Below are 19,221 nucleotides of genomic sequence, written 5' to 3'. Positions count from 1 at the left end.
TGGGAGGACCCGCCGCCATGCACCGCCGAGCCAGCCTCGTCCTCCTCGCCTTCGCCGTCTTCTTCGCCGCCCTCGCGCCGGTACTGCGCTGGTACGCCTTCCCGCGGCTCGCGAAGATCCCGCCCAGCCAGTACCAGGAGATGGTGCTGGAGGCGAAGCCCGCGACCCTGCTCCAGTACGACACGATGGAGGCGAAGGAAGTCGAGAAGGTCACCATCGTCCAGACCCTCAAGGGGAACGTCGAGGAGTCGGCGAAGATCGAGCGGGACGCCGGACGGGACGTCGTCGTGTGGGACTCGCTGTCGTACGTCGAGGGCCCCGACGGCAAGATGGTCTCCCAGATCCCCGAGCGCTACATCTTCGACGCCCACACCCAGGCGCCCGTGCACGCGACCGGCGAGATGGTCGACGGTGACGCGGTCCGGCGCGAGGGCATCGAGTTCAAATGGCCCTTCCTGACCGAGAAGCGGGACTACGAGTACTTCGACGCCCAGACCCGCACCTCCGCCCCCATCCACTACAAGGGGACGAGGACCTTCCGGGGCCTGGAGGTCTACTACTTCGAGCAGACGATCCCGTGGACCAAGGTCCCGTACCCGAAGGTGATGCCGCTGCCCGGCATCGACGCGACGACCCTGGAGAAGCAGACCGGTACCACCCGCTGGTACACGACGAAGCGGATGTTCTGGGTCGAGCCCCTCACCGGCGCCCCCGTCAACGGCGAGGAGATCCACAGCGAGGAGCTGCGCGGCGGCTCCCTGCTGGGCGGCCGGGACAAGGTCACGGCCTTCTCCGGCCATGTGAAGATGCGCGAGGACTACATCGACTACACCGTCGAGCTCGTGTCCTCGAACCGCACGCTGGTGCTGCTGCTCGTCTCTTATCTGCCGTGGAGCTTCCTGACCCTCGGCGCGGGCCTGCTCGTGCTCTCGCTCTGGCTGGAGGCGCGCTCCAGGCGGCCGGAAGGACCCGCCGTGGAGGAGCGCACCCCGGAGCCGGTCAGCGTCTGACATCTCGCCGGCGTCCGACATCCGGTCACCCTCCGGCGTCCGGTCACCCTCCGGCGCCCGGTCACCCTCCGACGTCCGATCAGCGTCCGACGTCCCGTGCGGCGCCCCGGTTGGTCCTGCGCGTCGGCTCCGCCGTCGTCGGGTCCTCCGGCCACGGGTGCTTCGGATAGCGCCCGCGCAGCTCCGCCCGCACCGCCCGGTATCCCTCCCGCCAGAACGAGGCCAGGTCCGCGGTGACGGCGGCGGGCCGCCCGGCGGGGGAGAGAAGATGGACGAGTACGGGGACTCCGGCGAGGCGCGGCGTCTCCTGGAGCCCGAAGACCTCCTGGAGCTTCACCGCCAGCACGGGCTGCTCACCGCCGTAGTCGACCCGTATCCGCGAGCCGCTCGGCACCTCGATCCGCTCCGGCGCGAGCTCGTCGAGCCGGGCCGCCTCGCCGCTCGCCCAGGGGAGCAGCCGCTGGAGCGCCTGACCGACGTCGATACGGGCCAGGTCCGCCCGGCGGCGCGCCCGGGACAGCTCAGGCTCCAGCCACTCTGCGGCGCGCTCCAGCAGGGCGCCGTCCGACACGTCAGGCCAGGGGGCGCCGAGCACCCGGTGCACGAACGCCAGCCGCTGCCGCAGCGCACCCGCATCCCGGGACCAGGACAGCAGCCCGAGCCCTTCGCGGCGCAGCCCCTCCAGCAGGGCGTGGCGCACGAGGCCGGGGCCTGGCTCCTTCAGCGGGCGCACGGCCAGCTCCACCGCGCCCAGTCGCTCGACCTGCCGGGCGACGACGTCGCCGTCCTCCCAGTGCACCTCCTCGCCGCTGCTCCGCAGATGCGAGGCGGCCGTACGCGCCGTCTCCTCGTCCACGACGGCCGCGAGCCGCACCCGCGCCGATGCGGCGTGCGCGGGCCGGTCCGCGACGGCCACGGCGAGCCACGGCGCACTGCGCAGCCGCGAGCCCTCACCGAGCTCGGCGCCCGTCCCGGAGACCATCAGATAGGCGCCCTCGCCCCGGCCGCGGGCGACCCGCTCGGGGAAGGCGAGCGCGGCGACGAACCCGGCGACGGTGTCATCGGAGAGCTGTCCCGTCCGCCGCCCGGCCTCGGAGGCGGCCGCGTTCTCCAGCCGCCTCGCCTCCGCGCGCCAGAGCGCACCGTACGCGTCGCCGCCTCGGCGGGCCGCTCGCCAGGCGGCGGCGAGGTCGTCGCCGTACTCCCGCGGCGGCTCCTCGCTCAGCAGCGCCACCACCTCGGCGGCGCGCCGGACGCCCACCTCGGGCCCGCCGTCGACCAGGGCGCGGGCGAGCCGGGGGTGCAGGCCCATGCGGGACATCCGTGCGCCGCGCTCCGTGGCACGGCCCGACGCGTCGACCGCGCCGATCGCGGAGAGCACCGAGCGGGCCGCGGCCATCGCGCCACCGGGAGGGGGGTCCAGCAGGGCGAGACCCGAGGCGTCCGGATCGCCCCAGCAGGCCGCCTGGAGTGCGAACGCCGTCAGGTCCGCGATCCGGATCTCCGGCGCCGGGAAGCGCGGCAGCCGCCCGTACTCCGCCTCCGACCAGCAGCGGTAGACCGTGCCCGGTGCCTCGCGCCCCGCCCGGCCGGCGCGCTGCCGCGCCGCCGCCTGCGACGCCCGTACGGTCGTCAGCGAGCCGATGCCCCGGGCGTGATCGGTGCGCGGCTCACGTGCGAGGCCCGAGTCGACGACGACCCGCACACCCGGGACGGTCAGCGACGACTCCGCGACCGACGTCGCCAGCACGACCCGGCGGCGGCCGTCGCCGGAACCGGCGAGCACCGCGTCCTGCACCGCCGCCGGCGCCCGGCCGTGCACCTGAAGCACGTCGGCGTCCGCATCCGCGAGCAGCCCGGCGACCCGGGCGATCTCCCCGGCACCGGGCAGAAAACACAGCACGTCACCCGTGCGCTCGGCCAGCCCCCGCCGCACCACCGACGCCACATGCGCCAGCTGCGCCGGATCCACCCGCATCCCGTGCGGCGGACGCACCGGCCGGGCCGGGGGCGCCCAGACCACCTCCACCGGATGCGCGACCCCCTCGGCCTCGACCACCGGAGCACCGCCCAGCAGCCGCGCCCACCCGGCGGCGTCCGTCGTGGCCGATGCCGCCACCAGCCGCAGCTCCGGCCGCAGCGTCTCGCGGACGTCGAGCAGGAACGCCGCCACCGTGTCCGCGTCCAGATGCCGCTCATGGCACTCGTCGAGGATCACGACATCGGCGCCGGGCAGCTCCTGGTCCCGCTGGAGACGCTGGAGCAGCACACCCGTGGTGACGACCTCGACGACCGTCTCCCGGGACACGGCTCGCTCCCCGCGCACGGTGAAGCCGACCCGCCCGCCGGTCTGCTCGCCCAGCAGCCACGCCATGCGCCGCGCCGCCGCCCGCGCGGCGATCCGGCGCGGCTCGGCGACCACGACCCGTGCACCCCGCTCGGCCAGCGCGAGCGGCACGAGCGTCGTCTTCCCCGTGCCGGGCGGCGCGCACAGCACCGCCGTCCCGTGTTCCGCCAGGGCCCGCTCCAGCGCGGGCAGGGCGGTGCGTACGGGAAGCGCGTCGAGTGCGTCGGTTCGGATCATGCCGTCAGTGTCGTATGCCCGTCGCCGGCGGTCGTGTGCGTCATCCACAGAGCCCGTAGTTCGTATGACAAATCCCTGCGACTGGAGATCCTGTGACTGGCGGATCCTTGCGACGCGTCCTCGGCGGCGAGGAGGGCGCTCAGTCCCGCTCGCAGACGAAGATCGCCGTCCCCGGGATCAGATTCCCGCGCAGCGGCGACCAGCCGCCCCACTCCTGGTGGTTCCACGCGGGCCACTCCGGCTCGACCAGGTCCAGCAGCCGGAAGCCCCCGGCCACCACGTCCCGCACCCGGTCGCCGATCGTCCGATGGTGCTCCACATAGACGGCACGCCCTCGCTCGTCCTGCTCGACGTAGGGCGTGCGGTCGAAGTACGAGGCCGCCACGCTCAGGCCCTCGGGCCCCGGCTCGTCGGGGAACGCCCAGCGGATCGGATGCGTCACCGAGAAGACCCACCGGCCGCCCGGTCGCAGGACCCGCCCCACCTCGCGGAAGACCGCCACCGGGTCGGACACGAACGGCACCGCCCCATAGGCGGCGCAGGCCAGGTCGAAGGAGCCGTCGGCGAAGGGCAGCGCCCCGGCGTCCGCCTCGACGAGCGGGAAGCCGCCGCCGATGCGCAGGGCGTGCTGCAACTGGCGGTGCGAGAGGTCGAGCGCCACCGGGCGCGCGCCCTGTGCGGCCAGCCAGCGCGAGCACTGCGCCGCACCGGCCCCGATCTCCAGGACGTCCTTGCCTTTCAGCGACTCCGCGGGCCCGAGCAGCCGCGCCTCCGCCTCGTCGAGCCCTTCCGGCCCCCAGACGAAGCGGTCGTCGCCGAGGAACGTCCCGTGCTCGTGCTGGTACTCGTCCGCGTTGCGGTCCCACCAGCCGCGGCTGGCCCGGCTGCTCTCCGCGTCGCCTGCGGCACGCCGGGTGGCCTCCGGTTCGTACTCCGGTTCCGGCCCCGGCTGGTCGTCCGGTTCGTACCCTTGGATCATCTCGCCCGTCGTTGTACGTTGCTGAAGCCGCGCCCGGTGGGTGCTGCCGTAGGCGTCCGAGTGTCGATGCACCGAGTGTCGCCGTACGCGTCGCGCACCAGTATGCGGCCCTGTCGGACAGCGAGTTGCGCCGGGTATGGGCCGTTCCGCCCCCGGTGGGGGCTTCGCGCATTGACCGTGCCCTGCCGCCCCCTTATGCTAAAGGTTGCGCTGCGGGCTTGTGCGCCTCAGACGGAGCAGGCCGCGCTCGCATCTGTTGTATGTCCCCTCGGTTCTCGAGGCGCCATTCCTCTCGGGTTGGCGCTTCCTTGGCTGTCCGGCTTCATCAGCTGCGATACGGGCTCTCGGCGTAGCAGTACCTACGACTCAATGTCCGTACCGGAGCCCTTTCCCACATGACGAGCAGCACCGAGACCACCGCCACCACCCCGCAGGTTGCGGTCAACGACATCGGTAACGAGGAAGCCTTCCTCGCCGCGATCGACGAGACGATCAAGTACTTCAACGACGGCGACATCGTCGACGGCGTCATCGTGAAGGTCGACCGGGACGAGGTCCTGCTCGACATCGGTTACAAGACCGAAGGTGTCATCCCGAGCCGCGAGCTCTCGATCAAGCACGACGTCGACCCCAACGAGGTCGTGGCCGTCGGCGACGAGATCGAGGCCCTTGTCCTCCAGAAGGAGGACAAGGAAGGCCGCCTGATCCTCTCGAAGAAGCGCGCCCAGTACGAGCGTGCCTGGGGCACCATCGAGAAGATCAAGGAAGAGGACGGCATCGTCACCGGTACCGTCATCGAGGTCGTCAAGGGTGGTCTCATCCTCGACATCGGCCTCCGTGGCTTCCTCCCGGCCTCCCTGGTCGAGATGCGCCGCGTCCGCGACCTCCAGCCGTACGTCGGCAAGGAGCTCGAGGCCAAGATCATCGAGCTGGACAAGAACCGCAACAACGTGGTCCTGTCCCGCCGCGCCTGGCTGGAGCAGACCCAGTCCGAAGTCCGCCAGACGTTCCTCACGACCCTGCAGAAGGGTCAGGTCCGCTCCGGTGTGGTCTCCTCGATCGTCAACTTCGGTGCCTTCGTGGACCTGGGTGGCGTCGACGGCCTGGTGCACGTCTCCGAGCTGTCCTGGAAGCACATCGACCACCCGTCCGAGGTCGTCGAGGTCGGCCAGGAGGTCACCGTCGAGGTTCTCGACGTGGACATGGACCGCGAGCGTGTCTCCCTGTCGCTGAAGGCGACGCAGGAGGACCCGTGGCAGCAGTTCGCCCGTACGCACCAGATCGGCCAGGTCGTCCCGGGTAAGGTCACCAAGCTCGTTCCGTTCGGTGCGTTCGTCCGCGTGGACGAGGGCATCGAGGGTCTGGTCCACATCTCCGAGCTGGCCGAGCGCCACGTGGAGATCCCGGAGCAGGTCGTCCAGGTCAACGACGAGATCTTCGTCAAGGTCATCGACATCGACCTCGAGCGTCGCCGGATCTCGCTGTCCCTGAAGCAGGCCAACGAGTCCTTCGGTGCCGACCCGGCCTCGGTCGAGTTCGACCCGACGCTGTACGGCATGGCCGCGTCGTACGACGACCAGGGGAACTACATCTACCCCGAGGGCTTCGACCCGGAGACCAACGACTGGCTCGAGGGCTTCGAGACCCAGCGCGAGGCGTGGGAGGGCCAGTACGCCGAGGCGCAGCAGCGCTTCGAGCAGCACCAGGCCCAGGTCATCAAGAGCCGCGAGGCCGACGAGGCCGCCGCTGCCGAGGGCGGCGCCGCCGCTCCGGCCGCCGCGCCGCAGGGTGGTTCGTACTCCTCGGAGTCGGACGACAACTCCGGCGCCCTGGCGTCGGACGAGGCCCTGGCCGCGCTCCGCGAGAAGCTGGCCGGCGGCCAGAGCTGAGGCTCTGACCCCCAGCTGATCACCGGCTGACGACGAGGCCCGTTCCCTTCGGGGGCGGGCCTCGTTCGCGTTCGCGCGCTTTCGGGCGGTGCGCTTTCGGCCCCCGCGCGCCGCGTCCGCTCCACGTGCCGTCCGCTCCACGTGCCGTCCCCTCCTCACGCCGTCCCCTCCTCACGCCTTCGTCTCCGATCGAGCCGGTCACACGCCGTCGAGAACGGCTCACGGGCAGGGAATTCCCGCCCGGGTGCAGGGCGTTCTTCCGTACGGACACGAGGAGGAGCGGTAACCGTGGTTGATCCGCAGGGTTTGTACGAGTGGGAGCCCAAGGGCCTGGCCGTCGTCGACATGGCGCTCGCGCAGGAGTCGGCCGGACTGGTCATGCTCTACCACTTCGACGGATACATCGACGCGGGGGAGACCGGTGAGCAGATCGTCGAGTCGCTGCTGGACTCGCTTCCGCACCAGGTGGTCGCGCGGTTCGACCACGACCGGCTCGTCGACTACCGTGCGCGCAGGCCGCTGCTGACCTTCCGGCGTGACCGCTGGACGGCGTACGAGACCCCCGTCATCGAGGTCCGGCTGGTCCAGGACGCCACGGGCGCGCCCTTCCTGCTGCTCTCGGGGCCCGAGCCGGATGTCGAGTGGGAGCGCTTCGCCGCCGCCGTACGGCAGATCGTCGAGCGGCTCGGCGTGCGCCTGTCCGTGAACTTCCACGGCATCCCCATGGGCGTCCCGCACACCCGCCCCGTCGGCATCACCCCGCACGGCAACCGCACCGACCTCATGCCCGGCCATCGCAGCCCCTTCGACGAGGCCCAGGTGCCGGGCAGCGCGGAGGCGCTCGTCGAGTACCGGCTGATGCAGTCCGGACACGACGTCCTCGGCGTCGCCGCGCACGTACCGCACTACGTCGCCCGCTCGTCCTACCCCGACGCGGCGCTCACCGCGCTCGAAGCGATCACGGCCGCGACGGGACTGGTGCTGCCGGACGTCGCACACGCCCTGCGCGTCCAGGCCCAGCGGACCCAGACAGAGATCGACCGCCAGATCGGCGAGGGCGACGAGGAGCTGGTGAGCCTGGTCCAGGGGCTCGAGCACCAGTACGACGCGATGGCGGGCGCGGAGACACGCGGCAGTCTCGTGGCCGAGCCCGTCGACCTGCCCTCCGCCGACGAGATCGGCCGGGAGTTCGAGCGCTTCCTCGCCGAGCGCGAGGAAGACAAACCCTAGAGGAGGACAAACCCTAGGAGGGCGAACTCCAGGGGTGCAGGGACGGGCGCGGAGAGCGGCCCTTAAGCTTCCGCCCATGCTGAAGGTGGGCCTGACCGGTGGAATCGGCGCCGGCAAGAGCGAAGTGTCGCGACTGTTCGTGTCGTACGGGGCGGTGCTGATCGACGCCGACAGGATCGCCCGGGAGGTCGTCGAGCCCGGCACGCCCGGCCTCGCGGCCGTCGTCGAGGCGTTCGGGTCCGAGATCCTCGCCGCCGACGGCACCCTGGACCGGCCGAAACTCGGCTCGATCGTCTTCGCGGACGAGGCCCGCAGGGCCGAGCTCAACGCCATCGTGCATCCGCTCGTCGGGGCACGCTCGGCCGAGCTGGAGGCCGCCGCCCGGCCTGACGCGGTCGTCGTCCACGATGTGCCGCTGCTCGCCGAGAACGGGCTGGCGGCGCTCTACGACCTGGTCGTGGTCGTGGACGCGTCCCCGGAGACCCAGCTCGACCGGCTCGTCCGACTGCGCGGAATGAGCGAGTCCGATGCGCGGGCCCGGATGGCGGCGCAGGTGACGCGCGAGGAGCGGCGCGCCGTCGCGGACCTCGTCATCGACAACGACGGGCCGCTGGAGTTGCTGGAACCGCAGGTCCGTGAGGTGTGGGCGATCCTGGAGGAGCGCGCCCGCCCTTCGTAGCACCGTCCGCCGTCAGGGCGCCGTATACGTAGCCCGAAAAGGACACCCCGTCCGGGGAGGTGCGCCACCATGACTGACGGTATGGACACGGCGCTGATCGTCTTCGCGGGTTTCACCCTCCTCGGCGGGGTCGTGGCGCTGCTCGCCGGTGCGTACGGCCTGCACCGCACCCGGCGGATCACGGCACGGGGCGGCACCGCCGTCGCGCTCGTCAAGCCCGCCGCCCCCGGCGCCGACCGGCCGCTGCTCCAGTACGAGACCGGGGACGGCCGGGTCGTGGAGGTCCCCGCACCCGCCCCGCCGGGCCGCGGGCGGCCCCTCACCCCCGGCTCCACTGTCCGGATCTCGTACGACACCGACGACCCGCGCGATGTCGTCCTGCTCGGCCATGAGCGCGGACGTGTCGACCGCGCTTTCGTGCTCGTGGGGGTGATGGCGGTGTTCATCGGGCTGACGCTGGCGGTCCTCGCGTTCTGATCGTCCGGACGGTCGCGGTCCGATGACCGGAATAGGGGTGCCCCGGGGGATGTTGAATCGCCGCGGCGAGGGGAAGGATGCGAGCGTGTCCGAGACGAACCCGGCGACTCACGTCATCGATTTCCGCGCGGCAGAGCACCTGCTCGCGGCGAGGGACCCACGCGGCGCCATCAAGCTGCTCGACTCGGTGATCGCCGCCCACCCGGAGAGCAGAGCGGCGCGCCTGCTGCGAGCCCGCGCCTACTTCGCGGCGGCGCAATTGAGGGCCGCCGAGCGCGAGTTCCAGCACATCGTGGACCACGAGCCGGACAATGCCTTCGCGCACTTCGCGCTCGCGCGCACCTTCCAGCGCTCCGGCCGCCCGGAGCAGGCCATCCGGCATTTCCGGCTGGCCGCGGCGCTCGACCCCAAGCCGGAGTACCTGGAAGCGGCTCGCTTCGAGAACTGAACTCCGGCCCCGTGGGGTGAGGACCGTGCGCTCTCAGTGGTCCGGGGCGTGGTCCCGGGAGGGCGGCGGCCCGGGGGTGGGACGGCGGTACGGCCCGTTGTCGCCGTGATCGGGTTCGTACGGCGGGATGCCGGGGCCCGGCTGATAGTGCGGCCCCTGGTGGAGCCGGTGCACCACCACCATCAGATCGGCCGCGATGATCAGGCACAGCACCGCGCAGGTGATCGCCCAGCCCGGCCGCTCGGCGAGCGCGAACAAGGCCGTGCCCGCGACGGCCCAGAGCAGCCCCCACACACTCAGCCAGAACCGCAGGCGAAGGGGGCTGCGCGCGGTCGTCGGCTCGTTCCCGGTGCGCATGGCCATCGCCTCTTTCCCACCAGGATGTCCCCCGACCAGGGTCTACCCCGTTTCCGCCGGACGAGCCGCCGCGGAGGCGATGAGTTCCGGATCCGTCGCCGGTCTGACTCCGTGGAAGCGCAGGGCAACGCACCGCAAGTCCTGCGCGCTCCGCCACCCACCCCGCCCCGACGGAGGAACCTCGATGTCCACTCACCGCTCGACCGCCGCCACCACGGGTGCCGACGCCGGCACGAACGCCTCGGGCGCCACGATCACCTCGTACGGCGCGCCCACGAGCCGCCGCACCCACCTCGCCGTGCTCTCGCTGCAGATCCTGATCGCACTCTTCCTCGCCGTCCCGAGCGCGGTCCCGAAGCTCATCGGGCACGAGTCGGCCGCGGCGGGGTTCGACGAGATCGGCTTCGGCGATTGGTTCATGTACCTGGTCGGGGCGCTGGAACTGGCCGGGGCCGTGGCGCTTGTGATCCCCGTCCTGTCCGGGGTCTCGGCGCTCGCGCTGATCGGCCTGATGATCGGCGCCTTCGTCACCCAGGTGACCGTCTTCGGCGGGGAGTACTGGTTCACCCCGCTCCTGGTGGCGATCCCGCTCGCGGTCATCGCCCGGGTCCGCCGGGACCGTACGGCCCGGCTTCTCGCCCTCGTCACCGGGCGGGCGAGGTCCTAGCTCAGTTCAGTGGACGAAGCTGTAGCTGCGCCAGGGCGCGGTGCCGGGGGCGATGTTGTTGAAGAGCGTCGTCCCCGTGTACGCGTTGCTCCCCGGCCCCGTGCAGTTCGGTGTCGTGTACAGAAGCATGTCGATGAGCGTGGCGTTCTCGACCCGGTGGGCACCGGTCGGCGCCATCCGGTGGCACCCCGTCACCAGCGGGTTCGACACAGTGATGACGCGTGCGCCCTCGGTCTCGTAGTTGACGGTGCCGACCGCGGTCCGGCCGAGGCCGGAACAGCCGGCGGCGGCGAGAGCCAGGAGCACCGCCCCCGCCGCGATGCCGGGACGCCGAAGACCGGTCATGGCTGCTCCTCGTCTGTCGTCTGCCATCCGATCGCCACCCTGCCGGACTTCCGCGGAAGCGGCACGCCGGGCGCCGCCGCGCAGGGGATACGGACGCTCGACCGGGGGTACACCACAGGAATACCGTTGAATCACCTACGGACGAACCTCCGGGCGCTTGACATCAGGGGGTGCCGCGATGGTCGAGGAACTGGTGGCGGCGGGTCTGGCAGCAGGATCTGCCTGCGTGGTCTACGTCATGGCCGGGGCCAGAGTCATCAAGCAGTACGAGCGGGGCGTGGTCTTCCGCCTCGGCCGGCTGCGGGACCGTGTCCGTGAGCCCGGCTTCACCATGATCGTTCCGGTCGTGGACCGGATGCACAAGGTGAACATGCAGATCGTGACGATGCCCGTGCCGGCCCAGGAGGGCATCACACGGGACAACGTCACGGTCCGCGTGGACGCCGTCGTCTACTTCAAGGTCGTGGACGCGGCCGATGCCATCGTCAGCGTCGAGGACTACCGCTTCGCCGTCTCGCAGATGGCGCAGACCTCGCTGCGCTCGATCATCGGCAAGAGCGAGCTCGACGATCTGCTGTCCAACCGCGAGAAGCTCAACCAGGGTCTGGAGCTGATGATCGACAGCCCCGCGCTCGGATGGGGAGTGAGCGTCGACCGGGTCGAGATCAAGGACGTGTCGCTGCCGGAGACCATGAAGCGCTCGATGGCACGGCAGGCGGAGGCGGACCGGGAGCGCCGGGCCCGGGTCATCAACGCCGACGCGGAACTCCAGGCGTCGAAGAAGCTGGCCGAGGCGGCGCATCAGATGGCCGACGCACCGTCCGCGCTGCAGCTGCGGCTGCTCCAGACGGTGATGGCCGTGGCCGCCGAGAAGAACTCGACGCTGGTGCTGCCCATCCCGGTGGAGCTGCTGCGCTTCCTGGAGCGCGGCGGGCAGCCTGCCCCGGGGACGACACCGGGTGCCGAGGCGCGGACCGCTCCGGAGGCCGTCGCTCCGGGGACCGGTACCTCGGGCGATGAAGCGGCCGTCGAAGGGCCCGCGGGGCTGACCGCCCTGGACCTGCCGCTCCCCGACGCCCCCGACGCCCCCGACGCCCCCGACGCCCCCGACGCCCCGAGTCTCACGAGTACCGAGAGGTCCGCGAACGCCCCGGACGGGGCGGGGGCGGCGGAGACGCCCGGCACGTCGTTGGAGCGTGAGGTGGACGGCCACCGGGCCGTCGAGGAACCCAGGTGAGACCTGGCCTGACGTGACGATGCAGGCCCTGACACCCTGACAGTGCAGGTCAGGGGGCGGTGGAGGGGCGTTGTCAGACCTCGCCCGTATGGTCGTGGGTCCAAGGGTGCCGCGGACAGCGACGGTGCCCAGGACGCCATGGACGCCGTGGATGCCGTGCACGCCGTGCACGCCATGGCTCGACCAGTGGGAGGGGAGGTGCCCGCGCGCATGCTGCACAGCTCTGCCGCGGTGTTCGTGCCGGCCGCGCTGCCGCGGGAAGGGCGGGTCGCCTTCTGGAGCCCGGACGGCGGCGTGCCGGGCGCGCCGCCGGGCGAGCCCGGCCCGGCCGCGGAGTCCGCCGAGCTGACGGTCGTCCGCCCGCACGGCACCGGCGTCCGCAGCCGCTCCGTCCCCGCCGTCATACTTCCGGTCGCCGAGGCGCTTCCGCTGCTCGTGCGCGCCCGGCACGACGCGGCGGCCCACCCCGCCACCGCCTGCTGGGGCGCTGCCGCCCTGCACGCCCTGCACCTGGTCGCTCGCGGCAGACTCCTGCCCGGTCTCACCCCCGACGACCACGACGCCTGGCGGGCCGGTCCGCTGGACGCCGAGGACATCGCGCATCTGCGCGCCATCGCCGCCGCCATGCCCTACGAGGCGCACGCCACTGCTCTGGCCGGCGCCCGTCCCCTGCGCGTGCCCGAGCCCGAGGCGCTGGTCAGAGCCTTCCTCGACGCCGTCGCCGACACCCTGCCGCGTACGCCCGCCGCCGAGCACGCGGCGGGGCGGCCGTTCGCCGCCACGACACCGCAGCATCTGCCCGGAGCCCGCACCTGGGCGGCCGAGGCGGCGGCCGGCATGGACGCGGGGGTCCGGATCTCGCTCCGTCTCGACCTGTCGGCGTACGAGCTGTTCGACATCGCGGAGGACGGCGGGGCCGAGCGGCAGGCGGGCGCCGCGCTCGTCCAGGTGCACAGCCTCGCCGATCCCGCGCTCGTCCTGGACGCCGCCCGGCTCTGGGCCGGCGAGGGAGACGAGTACTTCGGACCCCGGGCCCGCGTCGACGCCGCGCTCGCGCTGCGCCGGGCCGCCCGGGTGTGGGCCCCGCTGGGACGCCTCATGGAGCGCGACGTCCCCGACGTCCTGCCGCTCACCGAGGACGAGCTGTACGAACTGCTCGGCGAGGCCGCCGCACGGCTCGACGCGGCCGGGGTGGCCGTGCACTGGCCCAAGGAGCTCGCCCGGACACTCAGTGCGACCGCCGTCGTCCGCTCGCCCGCGCCCGGCTCCGCCACCGACGGCACGCCGTTCTTCGACAGCGAGCAGCTCCTCAGGTTCGACTGGCGGCTCGCCCTGGACGGGGACCCGCTGACCGAGCCCGAGATGGACGCACTCGCCGAGTCCCACCGCCCGATCGTGCGGCTGCGCGACCAGTGGGTCGTCATCGACCCCGCTCTCGTACGGAAGGCGCGCAAACGGGAGTTGGGGCTCCTGGAGCCGGTCGACGCCCTGGCCGTCGCGCTCACCGGCACCGCCGAGGTGGACGGTGAGACGGTCGAGGCCGTCCCCGAGGGCGCGCTGGCCACGCTGCGCGACCGGCTCACCGACGGCCCCGCCGCGCTCGCCCAGCCGCCGGGCCTGGACGCCACGCTGCGCGACTACCAGCTGCGCGGGCTCGCGTGGCTGGACCTGATGACCTCGCTCGGCCTCGGCGGCTGCCTCGCCGACGACATGGGCCTCGGCAAGACGGTCACGGTCATCGCCCTCCATCTCCACCGCGCCCGGCCCTCCGGCACCGGGCGCCGCCCTCACCGGGCGCCTACCCTCGTCGTGTGCCCCGCCTCGCTGCTCGGCAACTGGCAGCGGGAGATCGCCCGTTTCGCGCCGGGCGTTCCGGTGCGGCGCTTCCACGGCGCCGAGCGCACTCTCGACGGCGTCCACGAAACCGGCGACGGTCCGCCCGGTTTCGTCCTCACCACCTACGGGACCATGCGCACGAGCGCCGCCGACCTGGCCGAGCGGCAGTGGGGCATGGTCGTCGCCGACGAGGCGCAGCACGTCAAGAACCCCTTCTCCGCGACCGCCAGGGCACTGCGCACCATCCCCGCCCCCGCACGGGTCGCCCTCACCGGCACGCCCGTCGAGAACAACCTCTCCGAGCTCTGGTCCCTGCTCGACTGGACCACGCCGGGGCTCCTCGGCCCGCTGAAGTCCTTCCGGGCCCGCCACGCCCGCGCCGTCGAGAACAACGAGCACGTCGAGAACGGGGAGGCGGTGGAGCGGCTCGCCCGCCTCGTACGGCCGTTCCTGCTGCGCCGCAAGAAGTCCGACCCCGGCATCGTGCCCGAGCTGCCGCCCAAGACGGAGTCCGACCATCCCGTCCCGCTCACCCGGGAGCAGGCGTCGCTGTACGAGGCGGTGGTGCGCGAGACGATGGCGCAGATCGAGAGCGCGGAGGGCATGGCGCGGCGCGGCCTCGTCATGAAGCTGCTGACCTCGCTCAAGCAGATCTGCAACCACCCGGCCCAGTATCTGAAGGAGGACGCCTCCCGGCTCGCCGCCCGCTCCGGCAAGCTCGCCCTCCTCGACGAGCTGCTGGACACCATCCTGGCCGAGGACGGCGCGGTGCTCGTCTTCACGCAGTACGTCGCGATGGCGCGCCTCATCGCCGGACACCTCGCGGCACGGGCGATCCCGGCGCAGCTGCTCCACGGCTCCACGCCGGTGCCGGAGCGGGAGCGGATGGTGGACCGCTTCCAGTCCGGCGAGATCCCCGTCTTCATCCTCTCCCTCAAGGCCGCGGGCACCGGACTGAACCTGACCCGGGCGGGTCATGTCGTCCACTACGACCGGTGGTGGAACCCGGCGGTTGAGGACCAGGCCACCGACCGGGCGTACCGCATCGGCCAGACCCAGCCCGTGCAGGTCCACCGGCTCATCGCCGAGGGCACGGTGGAGGACCGGATCGCCGAACTGCTGCTCTCCAAGCGGGCGCTGGCCGACGCGGTGCTCGGCTCGGGAGAGGCGGCGCTGACCGAGCTCACCGACCGGGAGCTCGCCGACCTCGTCTCGCTGAGGAGGCCGGCATGACTGGCAGCGTCGGCCGTGTCGGCATGACCGGCAGCGTTGGCAGGGCCGGTACGACCGGCATGAGGGGGCTCTGGTGACCGGCCGCCGGCCCGGGGCCCCGCGGTGGGACAGCCGGCACCGACCCGACGACCGGCGGCGGACGTTCCCGCAGCTCGCCCCGCGGTCCGGCGACGAGTCCTTCGCCGCGTCCTGGTGGGGCAACGCCTGGGTGGACGCGCTGGAGGACACCGCCCTGGACCCCGCCCGCCTCGCCCGCGGCCGTGCCTACGCCGGTCGCGGCCAGGTCGACGCGATCACCGTCACGCCCGGCCGTGTCACGGCGTACGTCCACGGCTCCCGCCCGCGCCCGTACCGTGCGGACATCAGGCTCCGCACGCTCGGCGACGAGGACTGGGACCGGCTGCTCGACGCCGCTGCGGCACGGCCCGACCACATCGCGGCCCTGCTCGACAAGGACGTTCCGCATGCGCTCGCGAACGCCGCGGACCTGCTGCCCGCACCCGGTGACCTGATCCCCGACTGCTCCTGCCCCGACGACGGATTCCCCTGCAAGCACACGGCCGCACTCTGCTACCAGACGGCCCGGATCCTCGACGAGGACCCGCTCGTGCTGTTCCTCATGCGCGGCCGCGGCGAGCAGGAGATCCTCGCCGAGCTCGCCCGGCGCAACGCGACGCGCTCGGCGGCGGAACGGGCCGCGGCCGCCAGGTCAGGACGCACGGCATCCGGTGCAGAGGCACTGGGTACGGTTGGTGCGCCGCCCGCGCTCGCGGCCGTCCCCGCCCGCGAAGCCCTCGCGCCGCGCACCCTGCCGCCGCTCCCGCCGCCCCTGCCCGTCCCACAGCACCCCGGCCGGCCACCCGTCTACCCCCAGGCGCCCGGCGCCCCCGATCCGCTCGCCCTCGACCTCCTCGCCACCGAGGCCGCGGCCCGCGCCCACACCACCCTGACGACCGGCCGGGACCCGATCGCCGGCCTCACCCCCTGGCAGGACGCGGTCCGGCTGGCCGCCGCCCACCCCGGCTCCGGACTCACCGCCTCGACCCGGGCGCTGTACACGGTGCTGGCTCGCGCCTCCGGCCGCACCCCGACGGACCTCGCCCGCGCCGTCGCGGCCTGGCGCCAGGGCGGGCTCGCGGGGCTGGCCGTCCTGGAGGAGGAGTGGGACCCGCCCGCCGGCCCCTTCGACCGGGCCCGGCCCGCCCTCGCCGCCGCCGAGTTCCCGGGCTTCCGCCCCCGGCGCAACCGCCTGTCGACCGCGTCGCTCCAACTGCGCCTGGGCCGCGACGGCTTGTGGTACGGCTATGAGTCCGACCCGGGCCGTGACGACTGGTGGCCCCGCGGCACCCCGGACGCCGACCCCGTGGGCGCACTGGCCGCACTGCTCGGCCGCTGATCACGGGCAACAGACCAGGAGCCAGAATGACGGGTGAGCACGCGAGCGGCCCCGCCGATCTCGTCGTCGAGGGATGCACCGTGCTGGTGCACGATCAGGGCGGCGGGATCCGGTTCGAGGAGGACAGCGCCGTCGTCGTGAGGGACAGGGTCATCGAGGCGGTCACCTCCGCCCGCGAGGCTGCCGAGCGCCCCGCACGTGAACGTATCGACGCACGCGGCCGGCTGGCCATGCCCGGGCTGATCAACTGCCATACGCACGCCCCGATGGCGGCCCTGCGCGGTATCGCGGAGGACGTGCCGGTGGAGGAGTGGTTCAACGACTGGATCTGGCCCATCGAGAGCAACCTCACCGACGACATCGTCGAGCTCGGCGCGCTGCTCGCCTGCGCCGAGATGATCAGCGCCGGAGTCACCGCCTTCGCCGACCACTACTTCGCCATGGACCGGGTCGCCGACGCGGTCGTACACAGCGGGCTGCGGGCCAACCTGGGCTGGGCGTACTTCTCCAGCCAGGGCCCCGAAGGGCGCGAGCGCTCCCTCGACTTCGCCCTGCGCCGGGCCGGCGACGCCGACGGCCGCATCACCACCTCCCTGGCGCCCCATGCTCCGTACACCGTCGACGACGCCGACCTCGAAGCCACCGCCGAGCTGGCCCGCGAGCACGCGCTGCCCGTCCATGTCCACGCGGCCGAGAACAGGGCGCAGACCGACAGCAGCCTCGAACGGTACGGCCGCACGCCCGTCGGGGCCCTGCATCGCGCCGGTCTGCTGGACGTGGACATCCTCATCGCGCACGGCACCGGCATCGTCGAGCAGGACCTTCCCCTGCTCCAGCAGGGCGGCGGCCGCATCGGGATCGCGACCGCGCCCAAGGGGTACCTGAAGTTCGGCTGGGACACGACCCCCATCAGGGCGCTGCACGCCATCGGCATCCCCGTCGGCCTCGCCACGGACGGCGCCGCGTCGAACAACACGCTCGACGTGTGGGAGAGCATGACGCTCACCGCGCTGGTCCAGAAGTCGGCGGAGCGCGACCCCCGTTGGCTCACCGCCCGGCAGGCGCTCGACCACGCGACCGCCCAGAGCGCACGCGTCACCGGGCTGGGGGAGCAGGTGGGTGCGCTCGCTCCGGGCCGGCGCGCCGATCTGATCCTGGTCGACCTCACCGGCCCCCATGTGCGCCCGCTGCACGACGTCGCGGCGGCGCTCGTCTTCAGCGCCCGGTCGGCGGACGTGCTGACCACGATCGTGGACGGCCGGGTCCTGATGCGCGACCGGAGGCTGCTGACGCTCGACGTCGAGGCCATCGCGGGTGAACTCGGCGCGCGACTGCCCGATCTGATCGACCGGGGTCATGGCCGTCGTATTCAGGAATACGACGCCGGAAGGTGAACATCCGGGCGACGCAGCGGAGTTCGACAAACACCCCACTCGATAGGGTGAAACGATTGTCGATCATAACCCTATTGGTTCCATTGCGTTATTTCCGGTGCGGGTGCGTGCCCGTGTTCATTCTCCGGAAGGCAGGAACCAATGAGGCTGATGCGCCGAACAGGTCTGGTCGCAGCAATGGTCACGGGTGGCGCCCTCGCCGCTGCCGGGGCCGCACATGCCGATTCGTCCGCGCGGGGGGACGCGACCGGGTCACCGGGCCTGCTCTCCGGGAACTCCGTGCAGCTCCCGGTGCATGTCCCGGTCAATGTGTGCGGCAACACGGTCAATGTGATCGGCCTGCTGAACCCGACGGCCGGCAACAGCTGCGAGAACAAGGGAAGCAGCGGCGGCGGAGCCGTCGCCGAGGGGCGCCCGAAGGATTCCCCCGGGATCCTCTCCGGCAACGGGATCCAGGCGCCGGTCGACGTGCCCGTGAATGTCACCGGCAACTCCGTCAACGTCGTCGGCGTCGCTAACCCGTCCGTCGGCAACTCGTCGTCCAACTCGTCCAGGCCGCCGGCCAGACCGAGGCCGTCGCAGCCGCCGACGGCACGGCCCGTGACGCCCGTCCAGCACGAGCCCCAGCAGGGCCCGGTGCGGCTCGCCGAGACCGGCACGCCCGAAGGCATCGGCCTGGCCGTGCCCGCCGGCGCCGCCCTGATCCTCGGCGGTGCGGTGCTCTACCGCCGCTTCCGGGCCACGGCCTGAGCCGCCGGCGGCGCCACGGCCTACGCCGGTTCCACGCGCCAAGCCGCAAGGACCGCCTCGATCGCCGGCGCCAGACGCGCACGGGCCTCATGCCGGGGCACCCCCTGCATGAGCAGCGCGTCGTACGGCGTGTCCAGATGGCGTACGGACGCACGCACCGCCGCCGTGACCGCGCCCTCGTCCAGGGCGCGGCCGGCAGCGGTGCGGCCCACGCGTCCGCTGCCGCGCACCGAGGTGTGCGCCGCGATGTCCAGCGCCCGGTCGAGCGGACAGGACGGGAAGAGCCGCAGGATCTCCGCGGTGAGGGTGCCGGTGAAGCGCACGTCCTCCGCCGCCCGCCGAGCCGCGTCACGCTCCCGGCGACGGGCACGGACGTCGGCGTCGGCCAGGCACGCCGCCTCCGCCCGTGCCAGCGCGGCCTCCTCGACGAGCAGGCCCTGGCGCTCGTCACGCGTACGGCGCTTGTTGTGCCGTACGACGACGGCCCAGAGGGAACTCGCCTCCCGTGCGCGGCGGGTCAGCGCCGCGTTCCCGCGGGGCAGGAAGACCAGATGCCCGAGGTCGGCGCAGTCCAGACAGCGCGGAGCCTCGCACTCCAGGACCATCCGCTCCAGCGGACCGCGTCGGCACTCGGCACAGTGGCGCTGTTTCAGCGGCTCGACCACCACCAGCGGATCCATCGGCCCCCGTCCCCTCCACCTGCTGCCGAT

General features: G+C 72.6%; 17 protein-coding genes. 12 read left to right on the top strand and 5 right to left on the bottom strand.

Going from position 1 to position 19,221, the window contains the following annotated elements; all coding sequences use genetic code 11:
• Positions 1–17 precede the first annotated feature (17 nt).
• Positions 18–1,010, top strand: coding sequence for a DUF3068 domain-containing protein (locus KK483_RS07470; RefSeq protein ID WP_262004420.1), 993 nt, complete (start codon positions 18–20; stop codon positions 1,008–1,010).
• A gap of 79 nt (positions 1,011–1,089) precedes the next feature.
• On the opposite strand, the gene hrpB is transcribed toward KK483_RS07470, so the two are convergent.
• On the bottom strand, positions 1,090–3,594 hold the full coding sequence (gene hrpB, locus KK483_RS07465) for an ATP-dependent helicase HrpB (protein WP_262004419.1): 2,505 nt from the start codon (positions 3,592–3,594) through the stop codon (positions 1,090–1,092).
• A gap of 139 nt (positions 3,595–3,733) precedes the next feature.
• On the bottom strand, positions 3,734–4,573 hold the full coding sequence (locus KK483_RS07460; protein ID WP_262004418.1) for a class I SAM-dependent methyltransferase: 840 nt from the start codon (positions 4,571–4,573) through the stop codon (positions 3,734–3,736).
• Between the two features lie 395 nt (positions 4,574–4,968).
• On the opposite strand from KK483_RS07460, the gene rpsA reads away from it, so the two are divergent.
• The 5 genes from rpsA (at position 4,969) to KK483_RS07435 (ending at position 9,296) form a co-directional block, all read left to right on the top strand.
• Positions 4,969–6,462 (top strand): 30S ribosomal protein S1, encoded by a 1,494-nt coding sequence (gene rpsA / locus KK483_RS07455; RefSeq protein ID WP_262004417.1) that lies wholly within the window; start codon positions 4,969–4,971, stop codon positions 6,460–6,462.
• A 288-nt stretch (positions 6,463–6,750) separates the two neighbouring features.
• Complete coding sequence (locus KK483_RS07450; protein WP_262004416.1) at positions 6,751–7,692, top strand: PAC2 family protein; 942 nt, start codon at positions 6,751–6,753, stop codon at positions 7,690–7,692.
• A gap of 76 nt (positions 7,693–7,768) precedes the next feature.
• Entirely contained in the window at positions 7,769–8,371 is a 603-nt protein-coding gene (gene coaE, locus KK483_RS07445; protein WP_262004415.1) for a dephospho-CoA kinase, read from the top strand.
• Positions 8,372–8,440: 69 nt separating this feature from the next.
• Positions 8,441–8,848, top strand: coding sequence for a DUF3592 domain-containing protein (locus KK483_RS07440; protein ID WP_262004414.1), 408 nt, complete (start codon positions 8,441–8,443; stop codon positions 8,846–8,848).
• A gap of 85 nt (positions 8,849–8,933) precedes the next feature.
• Positions 8,934–9,296, top strand: coding sequence for a tetratricopeptide repeat protein (locus KK483_RS07435; RefSeq protein WP_242334051.1), 363 nt, complete (start codon positions 8,934–8,936; stop codon positions 9,294–9,296).
• 33 nt (positions 9,297–9,329) lie between these two features.
• On the opposite strand, the gene KK483_RS07430 is transcribed toward KK483_RS07435, so the two are convergent.
• Entirely contained in the window at positions 9,330–9,653 is a 324-nt protein-coding gene (locus KK483_RS07430) for a DUF6343 family protein (RefSeq protein WP_262009383.1), read from the bottom strand.
• Between the two features lie 184 nt (positions 9,654–9,837).
• Between KK483_RS07430 and KK483_RS07425 the strand changes: the two genes are divergently transcribed.
• Positions 9,838–10,320 carry a DoxX family protein gene (locus KK483_RS07425; protein WP_262004413.1) on the top strand — a complete coding sequence of 161 codons (483 nt, stop codon included), beginning with the start codon at positions 9,838–9,840 and terminating at the stop codon, positions 10,318–10,320.
• A gap of 6 nt (positions 10,321–10,326) precedes the next feature.
• On the opposite strand, the gene KK483_RS07420 is transcribed toward KK483_RS07425, so the two are convergent.
• Entirely contained in the window at positions 10,327–10,665 is a 339-nt protein-coding gene (locus KK483_RS07420) for a hypothetical protein (RefSeq protein WP_262004412.1), read from the bottom strand.
• A gap of 178 nt (positions 10,666–10,843) precedes the next feature.
• On the opposite strand from KK483_RS07420, the gene KK483_RS07415 reads away from it, so the two are divergent.
• The 5 genes from KK483_RS07415 (at position 10,844) to KK483_RS35285 (ending at position 18,511) form a co-directional block, all read left to right on the top strand.
• Positions 10,844–11,902 (top strand): slipin family protein, encoded by a 1,059-nt coding sequence (locus tag KK483_RS07415; RefSeq protein ID WP_262004411.1) that lies wholly within the window; start codon positions 10,844–10,846, stop codon positions 11,900–11,902.
• A 210-nt stretch (positions 11,903–12,112) separates the two neighbouring features.
• Complete coding sequence (locus KK483_RS07410; RefSeq protein ID WP_262004410.1) at positions 12,113–14,971, top strand: DEAD/DEAH box helicase; 2,859 nt, start codon at positions 12,113–12,115, stop codon at positions 14,969–14,971.
• A 73-nt stretch (positions 14,972–15,044) separates the two neighbouring features.
• Entirely contained in the window at positions 15,045–16,367 is a 1,323-nt protein-coding gene (locus tag KK483_RS07405) for an SWIM zinc finger family protein (RefSeq protein WP_262004409.1), read from the top strand.
• 26 nt (positions 16,368–16,393) lie between these two features.
• Complete coding sequence (locus KK483_RS07400; RefSeq protein WP_262004408.1) at positions 16,394–17,761, top strand: amidohydrolase; 1,368 nt, start codon at positions 16,394–16,396, stop codon at positions 17,759–17,761.
• 141 nt (positions 17,762–17,902) lie between these two features.
• Positions 17,903–18,511: a chaplin gene (locus tag KK483_RS35285; protein WP_313878434.1), complete on the top strand. Its 609-nt coding sequence runs from the start codon at positions 17,903–17,905 to the stop codon at positions 18,509–18,511.
• A gap of 20 nt (positions 18,512–18,531) precedes the next feature.
• On the opposite strand, the gene KK483_RS07385 is transcribed toward KK483_RS35285, so the two are convergent.
• Positions 18,532–19,191 (bottom strand): DUF2293 domain-containing protein, encoded by a 660-nt coding sequence (locus KK483_RS07385; protein ID WP_262004407.1) that lies wholly within the window; start codon positions 19,189–19,191, stop codon positions 18,532–18,534.
• Positions 19,192–19,221 lie beyond the last annotated feature (30 nt).

Origin of the sequence: Streptomyces sp. FIT100, assembly GCF_024584805.1 — a bacterium.
GTDB lineage: Bacteria > Actinomycetota > Actinomycetes > Streptomycetales > Streptomycetaceae > Streptomyces.
Note: the sequence above shows the minus strand (reverse complement) of the source record. Positions and strands in the feature narration are given on the sequence as shown.